At 69.3% G+C, this 12,420-nt stretch carries 14 protein-coding genes; 10 read left to right on the forward strand and 4 right to left on the reverse strand.

The features are described 5' to 3' along the window. Positions 1–40: 40 nt before the first annotated feature. The 5 genes from ACP7BH_RS10385 to lpxK are packed head-to-tail and all read left to right on the forward strand — an operon-like array spanning position 41 to position 5,419. A complete protein-coding gene (locus ACP7BH_RS10385; protein ID WP_425984908.1) occupies positions 41–562 on the forward strand; it encodes a hypothetical protein in 522 nt (173 codons plus the stop codon). 31 nt (positions 563–593) lie between these two features. Further along, positions 594–2,423, forward strand: a complete 1,830-nt coding sequence (locus ACP7BH_RS10390) for an ABC transporter ATP-binding protein (protein ID WP_425984910.1) — start codon at positions 594–596, stop codon at positions 2,421–2,423. Further along, positions 2,420–3,103, forward strand: a complete 684-nt coding sequence (locus ACP7BH_RS10395) for a lysophospholipid acyltransferase family protein (protein WP_425984911.1) — start codon at positions 2,420–2,422, stop codon at positions 3,101–3,103. Before ACP7BH_RS10390 ends, ACP7BH_RS10395 begins: the two co-directional genes overlap by 4 nt. Before the next feature lie 10 nt (positions 3,104–3,113). Next, positions 3,114–4,406, forward strand: a complete 1,293-nt coding sequence (locus ACP7BH_RS10400) for a 3-deoxy-D-manno-octulosonic acid transferase (protein ID WP_425984913.1) — start codon at positions 3,114–3,116, stop codon at positions 4,404–4,406. Continuing rightward, on the forward strand, positions 4,403–5,419 hold the full coding sequence (lpxK, locus tag ACP7BH_RS10405; RefSeq protein ID WP_425987060.1) for a tetraacyldisaccharide 4'-kinase: 1,017 nt from the start codon (positions 4,403–4,405) through the stop codon (positions 5,417–5,419). Before ACP7BH_RS10400 ends, lpxK begins: the two co-directional genes overlap by 4 nt. Here lpxK and ACP7BH_RS10410 read toward each other — a convergent pair. Next, entirely contained in the window at positions 5,404–6,729 is a 1,326-nt protein-coding gene (locus ACP7BH_RS10410; protein WP_425984915.1) for an amidohydrolase family protein, read from the reverse strand. The genes lpxK and ACP7BH_RS10410 overlap by 16 nt on opposite strands. Here ACP7BH_RS10410 and ACP7BH_RS10415 point away from each other — a divergent pair. Together ACP7BH_RS10415 and ACP7BH_RS10420 are read left to right on the forward strand one after the other, a co-directional pair. After that, positions 6,629–6,868, forward strand: a complete 240-nt coding sequence (locus tag ACP7BH_RS10415; protein WP_425987097.1) for a hypothetical protein — start codon at positions 6,629–6,631, stop codon at positions 6,866–6,868. The genes ACP7BH_RS10410 and ACP7BH_RS10415 overlap by 101 nt on opposite strands. 17 nt (positions 6,869–6,885) lie before the next feature. Then, a complete protein-coding gene (locus ACP7BH_RS10420) occupies positions 6,886–7,536 on the forward strand; it encodes a murein L,D-transpeptidase catalytic domain family protein (protein WP_425984917.1) in 651 nt (216 codons plus the stop codon). 3 nt (positions 7,537–7,539) lie between these two features. Here the strand turns inward: ACP7BH_RS10420 and purD are convergent, their stop codons facing one another. From purD to ACP7BH_RS10435, 3 genes are all read right to left on the reverse strand, one after another. Beyond that, positions 7,540–8,814: a phosphoribosylamine--glycine ligase gene (gene purD, locus ACP7BH_RS10425; protein ID WP_425984919.1), complete on the reverse strand. Its 1,275-nt coding sequence runs from the start codon at positions 8,812–8,814 to the stop codon at positions 7,540–7,542. A 73-nt stretch (positions 8,815–8,887) separates the two neighbouring features. Next, positions 8,888–9,319 (reverse strand): hypothetical protein, encoded by a 432-nt coding sequence (locus ACP7BH_RS10430; RefSeq protein WP_425984921.1) that lies wholly within the window; start codon positions 9,317–9,319, stop codon positions 8,888–8,890. 15 nt (positions 9,320–9,334) lie between these two features. Further along, positions 9,335–9,559, reverse strand: coding sequence for a hypothetical protein (locus ACP7BH_RS10435; RefSeq protein ID WP_425984923.1), 225 nt, complete (start codon positions 9,557–9,559; stop codon positions 9,335–9,337). Here ACP7BH_RS10435 and xseA point away from each other — a divergent pair. The 3 genes from xseA to ACP7BH_RS10450 all read left to right on the forward strand — a co-directional run bounded on the left by xseA (position 9,558) and on the right by ACP7BH_RS10450 (position 12,363). After that, positions 9,558–11,153 (forward strand): exodeoxyribonuclease VII large subunit, encoded by a 1,596-nt coding sequence (gene xseA, locus ACP7BH_RS10440; RefSeq protein ID WP_425984925.1) that lies wholly within the window; start codon positions 9,558–9,560, stop codon positions 11,151–11,153. The two genes, ACP7BH_RS10435 and xseA, sit on opposite strands and share 2 nt — an antisense overlap. Before the next feature lie 65 nt (positions 11,154–11,218). Further along, positions 11,219–11,725, forward strand: coding sequence for a signal peptidase II (gene lspA / locus ACP7BH_RS10445; protein WP_425984928.1), 507 nt, complete (start codon positions 11,219–11,221; stop codon positions 11,723–11,725). A 71-nt stretch (positions 11,726–11,796) separates the two neighbouring features. Continuing rightward, entirely contained in the window at positions 11,797–12,363 is a 567-nt protein-coding gene (locus ACP7BH_RS10450; protein WP_425984930.1) for a DUF3035 domain-containing protein, read from the forward strand. Positions 12,364–12,420 lie beyond the last annotated feature (57 nt).

Here is a 12,420-nt window from a genome sequence, read left to right on the forward strand (position 1 = left end):
CTGATGCGTTGGAATGTTCGTCGAGAACAGGAGGCCACGTATGAAAACCCTCGCCGCAACCGCCGCCGTCGTGGCCAGCCTTTGGGCGGGCGCGGCCCTCGCCCAGACGCCGCCGCCCGAGGATGCGGCGCTGGTCGCCTATCTGCGCGAAAGGGTGCAAGGGGCGCTGGACACCACACGATACACGGCCGCGATCACCCCTGACGGCGCGACCACCCTTGTCTATCTGACGGGACCGAACTGGTGCGGGTCGGGCGGGTGCCGGCTGTTGGTGCTGGACCGCACCGGCGAGACCTATCGCTCAGTCGGCGAGATCAGCGTCGCCCGCACGCCCATCCGCCTGCTGGAACAGCAGACCCACGGCCGTCGGGATCTGGGCGTCTATGTCGCCGGGGGCGGGATCACCCAGGGGTATGAGGCCGCCGTGCCGTTCGACGGGCGTCGCTATGCCCCGAACCCGACCGTCGCCCCTGCCGTCAGGATCGAGGATGCACCGGGCGAAACCCTGATCCGCGCCGACGAACAGGGCCGCACGCTGGAACCGTCGCCGGACAAGCCTTGACTTGAACGGCGGCTCGGACGACCGAGAGGCGATGACCGTCGCCGCCTCAGACACCATGCCCCTGCGCGCCCTGCTGGCGCGGATCTGGCGCGACTATCTGTCCCGGCACAAGGGAGCGCTGATCGCGTCGGTGCTATGCGCGGCGATGACGGGCCTGCTGACGGCGGCCTTGTTGAAGCTGCTGGAGCCCGCGATCAACGGGCTGTTCCTGGGCGGGACGGAGCCCATCAGCATCTTCGGCGTCTTCAGCTTCCCGGCCGACAAGGCGGTGATCTGGATCCCGGTCGCCATTCTCGCGGTGGCGGTGGCGCGCACCCTGGCGGCGCTGGGCCAGGCGGCGCTGGTCAACCGGCTGGGCCACACCATCGTCGGCGACATCCAGGTCCGTCTGTTCGGCGCCATGATCCGCGCCGACCTGGCCCGGCTGCGCAGCCAGCATTCCGGCGGCTTCGTCTCGTCCGTTCTATTCGACGCCAATATGGTGCGCGAGGCCTTCACCTCGGGCGTCGTCAACTACACCCAGAACCTGCTGACCCTGATCGCGGTGCTGATCTACATGGGGTTCATCGACTGGCAGTTGACGATCGTGGTGCTGCTGGGCGTGCCGCTGGTGGCGCTGGTGCTGCGCCGGTTCGGGCGCAAGACGCGCAAGGCCGCGGTGGGCGCTATGGCCGAGACCGAGAACCTGTCCACCGCCCTGATGGAGAACCTGGACGGGGTTCGCCTGATCAAGATCGAAAACCGCGAGGCGGCCGAACAGGACCGCGTCGCCGAGGTGGTGGCCCGTCGCCAGCGCCACGTCATCAAGGGCGCCAACGCCCGCGCCTTCGCCGGGCCGTCCAGCGATCTGGTCGCCTATATCGTCGTCGCCGCCGTCATGGCCTATGCCGGATGGCGGGCGCAGTCGGGCGAGATGACCGTCGGCGGGTTCGCCGCCTTCATCGGCATGTTGCTGGCGGCCGGCCAGGCGCTGCGCCAGGTGACCAATCTGGCCACGGTCATGAGCGAAGGCTTCACCGCCGCGCGTCGGCTGTTCGGGGCATTGGACATCCAGCCGGAAATCCGTGAGGCGGCCGACGCCGCGCCCCTGGCCGCCGGGCCGGTCGAGGTCGTGCTGGACCGGGTATCCTTTGCCTATGCCGGGACCGATGCGCCCACGCTGGACGGCGTGTCGCTGCGGGTCGCGCCGGGGGAGACCGTGGCCCTGGTCGGTCCGTCGGGCGGGGGCAAGAGCACGATCCTGAGCCTGCTGCCGCGCTTCTATGACGTGACGGGCGGGGCGGTGATGATCAACGGCGCCGACGTGCGGTCGCTTCGCATCCACGACCTGCGCGACCATATCGCCCTGGTGACGCAGGAGCCCTTCCTGTTCGACGACACCATCGCCGCCAATATCGCCTATGGCCGCCCGGGCGCGACCCAGGCCCAGATCGAGGAGGCCGCGCGGTCCGCCGCCGCCCACGACTTCATCACCGCCTTGCCCGAGGGTTATGACACCCGCGCGGGCGAGGCGGGCCTGCGCCTGTCGGGCGGCCAACGCCAGCGGATCGCCATCGCCCGCGCCTTCGTCAAGGATGCGCCGATCCTGCTGCTGGATGAGGCGACCAGCGCCCTGGACACCGAGAGCGAGGCCTTGGTGCAGGCGGCGCTGGAACGGCTGATGGAAGGCCGCGCCACCCTGATGATCGCCCACCGGCTATCGACCGTTCGCAACGCCGACCGCATCTATGTGATCGAGGCCGGTCGCGTGGTCGAGGAAGGGTCGCACGACGCCCTGGTCGCCAGGGGCGGCCTCTATTCCCGCCTGGCCCGCCAGCAGTCGCTCGACGGTGTCCCGGTAAGTGTCGGGACCGTCGCGTGAGGCCGCTGCGCAATCCCGTCATCCAGTCCGCCCTGGCCTGGACCCTGGCGCAATGGATGCGGTTCTGCTTCGCCACCATCCGCTGGACGCACGAGAACCGTTCGGTCGCCGAAGAGGTCTGGCGCGCGGGCGGCGGGGTGCTGTGCGTCTTCTGGCATTCCCGGATCGGGCTGGCCCCCGCCTCATGGCCGCAGGGCGAGGCCCAACCGGCGAAGGGCTTGATCTCACTGTCGGCGGACGGCGAGTTCTTCGCCAAGGCCGTGGCGCGCCTGGGGATTCCCGCCGTGCGCGGATCGTCGGCCAACAAGGACAAGGCGGCGGCGGCCAAGGGCGGATCGCAGGCGCTGCGCGACGGCTTGAAACAGTTGAAGGTCGGAGCTCTGGCCATCACGCCCGACGGGCCGCGTGGTCCTGCCAAGGTCATGGCCGAGGGCCTGCCGCTGATGGCGAAGATGTCCAAAGCGCCGGCCCTGTTCATCGGAATCTCCTGCAGCCCGGCGATCCGGTTGAACAGCTGGGATCGCGGCGTCGTGCCTATGCCGTTCGGCAAGGGCGCCATCGTCTGGGACCGCGCGGACTATCCGCAGGGCGCCGACATGGCCGAGGTGATCGCCGACTGGACCGCACGGCTGAACGCCGTCGAGGCGCGGGCCGATGCGATCACGGGCCTAAAACCGTGAGGATGCAACCGTGACGCCCCTGCCGTTGATCGCCTATCGGCTGGCGACCCGCGCGCTGGAGCCGTTGGCGCCGCGCCTGCTGGATGCGCGCGCGCGGCGGGGCAAGGAAGACCCCGTGCGGGTGGACGAGCGGATGGGCTTCACCCGCACAGAGCGACCGGCGGGCGATCTGGTCTGGCTGCACGGCGTCAGCGTGGGCGAGAGCCTGTCGCTGCTGCCGGTGGTCGAGCGGTTCGTGAAGGCGCGGCCGGACCTGACGGTGCTGGTGACGTCCAGCACCGTGACTTCGGCTCAGATCCTGGCCCAGCGCCTGCCTGAAGGCGTGATCCACCAGTATGCGCCGGTCGATGCGCCGGGCGTGGTCGAGCGGTTTTTGGATCACTGGCGGCCGGGCCTTGCGGTGTTCGTCGAGAGCGAGCTGTGGCCCAATCTGTTGCTGGAGGCGCATCGGCGGGGCGTGAAACTGGCCCTGGTCAGCGCGCGGATCACCGAGAAGACGGTCGAGGGCTGGGCGCGGTTTCCGGCCTCGGCGCGGGCGCTGACCGGCGCCTTCGATCTGGTCTTGCCCCAGGATGCGGTCTCGGCCCAGCGGCTGGAGGGCATGGGGGGGCGAATCGACGGCCTGGTGAACCTGAAGCTGTCGGGCGAGCCTTTGCCGCATGACCCGGCGGCCTTCAGCCATCTGTCCGCCGCCATCGGCGACCGGCCGGTGGTTGTCGCCGCCAGCACCCATGAGGGCGAAGAGGTCGCCATCGTTCGGGCGCTGGACAAGTTGGGCGACCGCGTCTGCCTGATCCTGGCGCCGCGCCATCCCGAGCGCGGACCGCACATCGCCCAGGCCCTGCAACGCGAGGGATACGCCTTCGCCATGCGCTCGCGCGGCGAGGTGATCGGGCCCGACACCGACATCTATCTGGCCGATACGCTGAACGAGATGGGCCTGTTCCTGCGGCTGGCGGACGTGGTGGTGATGGGCGGCTCGTTCGCGCCCGCCCTGGGCCTGCCGCCGGTCGGGGGGCACAATCCGCTGGAACCGGCGCGACTGGGCAAGCCGACGATCACGGGACCGGATGCATCCAACTGGGCGCCGGTGACCTCCGCGCTCGCAGAGGCGGGCGGGCTGGTTCTGGTTCAGGCGCCGTGGGACCTGCCGGCCGTGATCGAACCGCTGCTGGCGGACCTGGACGCGGCCAAGGCCATGGGCGAGCGCGGACGTCGCGCGTCGGTCGAAGCGGGTGGCGGGCTGGAGCGGCTGTGGGCGCTGCTGGCCCCGCTGACGCCGCAGAGGCGGGCCCGGCGATGAAGCTGAACACGCCACGCTGGTGGTATATCCGAGACAGCAACCATGCGCGTGTGACGCGCACCGTGCTGAAACCGCTGGGCTGGATCTGGGCCGCCGTGACCGCGCGTCGGATCGCGCGGACGCAGCCGGTCGATCCCGGCTGTGCGGTGATCTCGGTCGGCAATCTGACGGTGGGCGGATCGGGCAAGACGCCGGTCGCGCGCGAGACCCTGAGGCTGCTGCGGGCGGCAGGTGTTGAGGCGCAAGGCCTGTCGCGCGGCTATGGCGGGCGGCTGGAAGGCCCCGTGCGGGTCGATCCTGAAATCCATACGGCCGAGGATGTCGGGGATGAGCCGCTGATGCTGGCGCAGGGGGCCCCGACCTGGATCGCGCGGGATCGTGTGGCGGGGGCCAGGGCTGCGGTCGCGGGCGGGGCGCAGGCCCTGGTGCTGGACGACGGCCATCAGAACCCGGCGCTAAAGAAGACCGTCAGCCTGATCGTCGTGGACGGCGAGACGCGCGGCGACGAATGGCCGTTCGGCGACGGATCGATCTTTCCTTCCGGCCCGATGCGCGAGCCGTTGAAGGCCGGGCTGGCGCGCGCCGACGCCGTGGTTGTCATGCTGCCGACCGATGTCGACGAGGCCGATCCCGAACTGATGGCGGTGTTCGGCGCCCTGCCCGTCTTCGTCGCGCGCCTGACGCCAGAGGGGCCGCCGCCGTCGGGGCCTCAGGTCGGGTTCGCCGGCATCGCCAAGCCGTGGAAGGTCGAGCGGTCGCTGAAGGCGGCGGGGTGCGACCTGGCGGACTTCGTCCCATTCCCCGATCATGCGTCCTATAGCGCCGAGACCATGGCGTTCCTGACAGATCGGGCGGCGGTGTTCGACGCCGGCCTGGTGACCACCGAAAAGGACTGGGTCCGGCTGACGCCCGACCAGCGCGCGCATGTCACGGCCTGGCCGGTCGTCGCCCGGTTCGAGGACGAGGCGGCCTTCGCCGCCTTCTTGACCCCCAGGATTCAGTCGGCGCGATAGACCACGCCGGACTTCATCACGAACCTCATCCGCTCCAGCTCGGTCACATCCGACAGCGGATCGCCCGAAACGGCGACGATGTCGGCGGGCATGCCCGGCGCGATCTTGCCCGCCTCGTTGGAAATCCGCAGATGTTCGGCGGCGCCGACCGTGGCGGCCTGAATGGCCTCCAGCGGCGTCAGGCCGGCGCGGACCAGAAGCGCGAACTCTTGCGCATTGTCGCCGTGGGCCGAGACGCCGCTGTCAGTGCCGAAGGCGATCTTGACCCCGCCCTCATGCGCGCGGCGCGCCATGTCCAACATCTTTGGCCCTGCCTCCAGCGCCTTGGCCGTCTGGGCGGGGGTGAAGAAATTGTTCGGGCCGGACGCGATCCGGGCGACGAAATCGCCGGCCAGCAGGGTCGGCACCAGCCAGGCGCCGTTCGACTTGAACAGGCGGATCGACTGGTCGTCCAGATAGGTGCCGTGTTCGATGGAATCGCCGCCCGCGCGCAGGAAGGCGTTGATGCCGTCCACCCCGTGAGCATGGGCCGTGACCTGACGGCCCATGCGGTGGGCGCTGTCGACGATGGCGGTCAGTTCAGGGTCGCTGAACTGCTGGCCCAGACCGGCGGCGGTGTTGGACAGAACCCCGCCCGTGGCCGTGATCTTGATGATGTCGGCGCCCGCGCGAACCTGGGTGCGGACGGCGCGCATGCAGTCCTCGGGGCCCGAGCAGATGCTCTCGGACGACAGCAGGTGCATGACGTCGTCGCGATAGCCGTTGATGTCGCCATGACCGCCATGGATCGAAACCGACGATCCCGACGCGATGATGCGCGGCCCCGGCACGTCGCCGGTCTTGACCGCATTCCTCAGCGCGAAGATCGCTTCGTTCGAGGCGCCCAAATCGGCCACGGTCGTGAAGCCGGCCATCAGGGTGCGGCGGGCGTAGCGGGCGCCGACCATGGCTTGGTCCGCATCGGACAGGGTGACCTCTTCCAACCGCGAATTCGGATTCTGCTGGCCGGTCAGATGGACGTGGCTGTCGATCAGTCCGGGCAGGACGAAGGCCTGCCGAAGGTCCACCACCTTGCCTTGAGAAGGATCGCCGACGAAGCCGTCGCGCACTTCGACGACCTGGTTCCCTCTGATCACGAGAGTTTTACCGCGCTGCACAACGCCGTTCGACGGGTCTGCCAGCAACCTTCCGGCCTCGACGAACGTTGTCGTGGGTTTCGATGAAACCCCAACGCCCGTGAAGCTTTGCTGGGCCTCAGCGCCCGCGGCCGACGCCATCAGCGCGGCCAGCGCGATTCCGAAACGCTTCATCGATCTCTCCCCGCGACACGTTGGCCGCAAAATGGCCCCACAAGGCTCAGGTTGCCTCGGCCGTAACCAACTGAAACAAACACGCCTCAAGACCAACCGCAACGAGGGCGTCGCATGCGGCTATCGAGACGAGGGCTAATTCTGGGTGGATCGGCCATGCTGGCGGGATGCGCCAGCGCAAGCGCCAAGGCGCCGCTGACCACGGCTCAGACCGGAGCCCCGATCGCGATGCCGCAGGTCGGATTGCCGACGGTCCAGACCGCCGCCCTGACACCTCCGCCGCTGGATCCCCGCGGTCACGTGCGCAAGGAACTGATGGAGCGCGCCATGACCGCGCTGGACACCCATCACCGCCACCTGCCGCTGCGCGACCGTATGTATCTGGTCGATTTCCAGAAGTTCTCGGGCGAAGAGCGTCTTTACGAAGTCGATCTGGTCGCCGGCGAGGTCAAGGTCCTGCGCACCTGCCACGGTCGCGGGTCCGATCCGGCCCACACCGGCTTCGCCCAGCGGTTCTCGAACACCCCCGATTCCAACATGTCCTCGGTCGGCGCTTACGCCACCGCCGGCGCCAACTGGGGCGCCCAGCAGGGCCCCAACGTCCTGCTGGACGGACTGGAATACTCCAATGACAAGGCGCGCGAGCGGGCCATCATCATCCACGGCGCCGACTATGCCGACCCGGATTTCCTGGCGCGCGAAGGCAAGCTGGGCCGCAGCTACGGCTGCTTCTCCGTCGCCCACACCGACCTGCCAGGCTTGCGCGAACGCATGGGCGAAGGCCGGCTGCTGTTCGCAGCGGCGTAAGCTTCAGCCCCGCTCCAGCGCTCGCCAGCCGATGTCGGAGCGGTTGAAGCCGCCGGGCCAGTCGATCTTGCGGATCGCGTCATAGGCGCGTTCGCGGGCCTGGGCGATGTCGTCGCCCTCGGCGCAGACGTTCAGGACGCGACCGCCAGAGGCGGCCAGCAGGCCGTCCTCGCGGCGCTTCGTCCCGGCGTGGAAGACCTGGACGTGAGGACCGAAGTCCTGATCGGCGCCGCGGATGATCGAGCCTTCCAGCGGGCTGTCGGGATAGCCCTTGGCGGCCATGACCACGCAGATGACGGTCTGGGGCTTGAAGGCCGGGGACGCCAAACCCGAGACATCGCCGCGCGCACAGCCCAGCAGATACGGAACGATGTCGCCCGCCATCCGCATCATCAGCACCTGACATTCCGGATCGCCGAATCGGGCGTTGAACTCGACCACCTTGGGACCGTCCTCGGTCGCCATTAGACCGGCGTAGAGGACGCCGCGATAGGGCGCGCCCTCCTCGGCCATCTTGCGGATGGTCGGCTGCACAATCAGGTCGTCGGCCTGCTGCACCAGGTCGGGCGTAAAGACGGGGGCGGGCGAATAGGCGCCCATGCCGCCGGTGTTGGGGCCCAGGTCGCCGTCGAAGGCGCGCTTGTGGTCCTGGGCGCCGCCGAACAGCAGGGCGCGCTGACCATCGCACAGGGCGAACAGCGAACCCTCCTCGCCGTCCATGAACTCCTCGATCACGACACGGGCGCCGGCTGCGCCGAAGCGACCACCCAGCATCCGCTCGATCTCAGCCTCGGCATCGGGGCGGTCGGGGCTGATGGCCACGCCCTTGCCCGCAGCCAGACCGTCGGCCTTGATGACGTAGGGCGGCTTGAACACGTCCAACGCGGCCTTGGCGTCCTTGACCGTGTCATAGACGCCGTAGCCGGCGGTGGGGATTTCATGGCGTTCGAGGAAGGCCTTGGAGAAGGCCTTAGAAACCTCAAGCTGCGCCGCCTTGGCCGTGGGGCCGAAACAGGGGATGCCCGCCGAGGCCAGACGGTCGGCCAGACCGGCGGCCAGAGCCACTTCGGGTCCGACCACGACCAGGTCGGCCTTGATCTCGCGCGCCAGGGCGGCCAGGCCATCGGCGTCGTCGGCCTTGATGGCGCGAAGCTCGCACAGTTTCTCGATGCCGGGGTTGCCCGGCGCGGCGACCAGGCGCGTAACGAGCGGCGACTGGGCGATCTTCCAGGCCAGGGCGTGTTCGCGGCCGCCCGATCCGACGAGAAGAATGTTCATGAGACCGGGCAATGACCGGCCGTCGCCGGCCGGTCAAGCGCCCGTCAGACTTAACGCCGCATTCAGCGGCTGATCAGCGTGCGGGCGGCGTCCAGGCCGGCAGGGCTTGGAGCTGGCCCGCAGTCAGGTCAGTGACCAGATCCCTGTCGCCGTTACGGTCGAGCGGGGCCACGTCGGCGACCGGCACCTGCACCTTCATGTCGCCCGGCCCTTCCAGCTCGATCACCAGATGGGTCAGGGCGCCGGAGGCGTCCAGCACCAGGGTTTCGACATCGCCCAGATCGACATCAGCGCGCGAATATAGGTCCGCGTCCTCCAGCTGGTCGCGGGTCATGTTGAAGGCCAGGGCGGCGTTCGTCGCCGCCGTATCGGCCTGCTGGTCCGGCAGGGCGACGGGTGCGGCGCCCGGCGCGGGCGCCTGGACGACATCGTCGTCGCGATCCGAACAGGCGGCGACGGCCCCGGTCAGGCAAAGGACGGCGGCGAGCGGAATGAGACGGTTCATAGGTTTCCTGACGATCTAGAGCAGGGCGGAGGCGACATAGACGCCTAGCCCCAGCAGAATGATGCAGCCGATGATCAGCCACGGGCTCATGGCGCCGCCGCCTCCAGCGCGACGTTCGAGGTCACGCTCACGCGGGTTCTGGTCGGACGGATCGGTTCCGGACGGGTCGGCCATAAAAGTCGAACGGCGGGACGCGTCCGCCGTTCCCGCGCGGATCGCCGCAGGGTAAGCTGACACCATGAGCGACGACTCCTACGTATTCGAGGGACCGGCCGAGGCCCCTGCCCCGCGCGACAACAATCCGCCGCTGTCGATTTCGGAGCTGTCCTTTGCGCTGAAACGCACGCTGGAGGACCGGTTCGGCCATGTGCGGCTGCGCGGCGAGATCTCCAAGGTCAACCGCCACGCCTCGGGCCACATCTATCTGACGCTGAAGGACGACAAGTCGGCCATCGACGGCGTGGTGTGGAAGGGATCGGCGCGCGGCCTTGGCGTGCAGCCCGAGGCCGGGCTGGAAGTCATCGTCACCGGAAAGATCACCTCCTATCCGGCGCGGTCGTCCTATCAGATCGTGATCGAGAGCATGGAGGCGGCGGGGGCCGGCGCCCTCCTGGCCCAGCTGGAGCGGCTGAAGGTTCGGCTGCGCGAGGAAGGCCTGTTCGAACCGGGCCGCAAGAAGGCCCTGCCCGCCTTCCCCGCCGTCATCGGCGTGATCACCAGCCCGACGGGCGCCGTGATCCGCGACGTGCTGCACCGGATCGCCGAACGCTGGCCCTGCCGGGTGATCGTCTGGCCCGTGGTGGTTCAGGGCGAGGCGGCGTGCGGACAGGTGTCCAACGCCATTCGCGGCTTCGACGCCATGACGCCGAATGGACCGATCCCGCGCCCGGACTTGCTGATCATCGCGCGGGGCGGCGGGTCAGTCGAGGACCTGTGGTGCTTCAACGACGAAGGCCTGGCCCGCACGGTGGCGGCGGCGCGCATCCCCATCATCTCGGCCGTGGGGCACGAGACGGACACGACCCTGATCGACTTCGTGTCGGATCGACGGGCCCCGACCCCGACCGGCGCGGCGGAAATGGCGACGCCGGTGCTGGCGGACCTGAGATATGCGGTCGCGGACATGGATCGGCGGATGCTCCAGGCGGGCGGCCGGCTGATCGAGGATCGGCGCACGCGCCTGCGGGCCGTGGCGCGCGGCCTGCCGGCGCGGCCGGAGGACTTGCTGGCCCTGGCGCAGCAGCGGCTGGATCACGTATCGAGTCGCCTGGGGTCGGGGCTGCAACGCAACGTCGCCCTGCACGAACGGCATCTGGCGGTGACGGGCGGCAAGCTGAGCCCGGCCCTGCTGCGCACGCGGATCGAGCGGGGCAAGGACCGGCTGCGGGGCGCCGGCGACCGGCTGGGCGCGGCCCTTCAGGCCAGCGTGGCGCGGGGCGAGCGGCGGCTGTTGCAGGTCTCGGCCCGCCTGTCGCCCGAACCGCTGCACCGACGACTGGATCAGCGTGAGGCCCGGCTTCACGCCGTGGGCGCCCGGCTGGACGGCGTCATGCCGCGTCGGCTGGAGCGGGACGCCGACCGTCTGGCGGCTCTCACGCGGGCGCTGACGACGCTAGATCCCGGCCGGCCCAAGCCCGGCTTCGCCCGCGTCGAGGATTCGGACGGCGGCTGGATCACCTCGGCCAAGGCGCTGGAGGCCGGTCAGGCGGTCAGGCTGGTGTTCGGCGACGGCTCTCAACCCGCAACCATCGACGGCGGCGAACCCCGCCCGGCCTCGCCGCGTCCGGTCGCCAAGCCGAAGCCGCCTGCGGCCGGTCAGGGCAGTCTGTTCTAGGGCGACCTGTTCTGATGCGCCGTTTTCCGCTTCGCCCCGGCGCCGCTTCCTGCTAACCGCGCCGCATGAAGATCACGCGCCTCGCCGTCACCGCCTATGTGTTCGCCCTTCTGATCATCGTCCTGGATCAGCTGACCAAGGCCTGGATCATCAGCGGCGTGATGCTGCACGAGGTCGGGCGCGTCCCCGTCCTGCCGCCCATCCTGAACTTCAGCTGGGTCGAGAACACCGGCGTAAGCTTCGGCCTGTTCGGCGGCGGCGAAGCCCGCTGGGGCCTGGTGATCTTCTCCATCGTCGTCTCGGCGGGCCTGGCCTGGTGGGCGACCCAGTCGAACCGTCGCCTGCTGATCACCGCCATCGGTTTCGTGATGGGCGGGGCGCTGGGCAATGTGATCGACCGGATCCGCTTCGGCTATGTCGTCGACTTCATCGACTTCTCGGGCACGGGCGTCTTTCCCTGGGTGTTCAACGTCGCCGACAGCGCCATCACTATCGGCGTGGTCCTGCTGATTCTGGACAGTCTGGTGTCGGACAAGCCCGCTAAGGTTGGCGTAGCCCCCGAAAAGTCGTAATCACCCCGTCTTCACTATGCCAACAGCGCCCTCGCGGCGCTTCGTGCATCAGCCGACCAGAGCCTGAAACCATGCGTATCCGCAGTGTCGCCGTCCTGACCCTCGTCGCCTCCTCCGCGCTCGCCGTTTCGGCCTGCGGCAGCCTGAAGCAGGGCATCGGCCTGACCAAGGTCGTGCCGGACGAGTTCGTCACCGTCTCCACCGCCCCGCTCAGCATTCCGCCCGAGTACGGCCTGCGCCCGCCCGCACCCGGCCAGCCGCGCCCGCAGGAACTGGCCCCCGAAAGCGCCGCGCGTCAGATCCTTCTGGGTCAGCGCCAGGCTGTCACCCGTACGCCGGGCGAGCAGGTCCTGGTGGCCCAGGCCGGCGGCGAACAGGCCGACCCCCTGGCCCGGTACGTCATCGACGACGAGTTCGGCGACCTGGCGCACAAGGACGAAAGCTTCGCCAACCGCCTGATGTTCTGGCGTAAGGACGATGCCTCGACCCAGGCCCCCACCACGCGTCAGACCGCCGAAGGCCAACAGACCATCGACGCCACGACCGAGGCTGCGCGTCTGCAAGCCCTGACCGGCGGCCAACAGGCCATCACGATCCAGCCGCGCCGCAGCGGCGGCTTCAAGCTGCCCGGCCTGTAAGACAAGCAGACGACGGACGCTTGCCACGGCGGCGTCCGTCCTTATTGTAAACGGACC

The organism is Brevundimonas sp. TWP2-1 (assembly GCF_049897645.1).
Lineage (GTDB): Bacteria > Pseudomonadota > Alphaproteobacteria > Caulobacterales > Caulobacteraceae > Brevundimonas.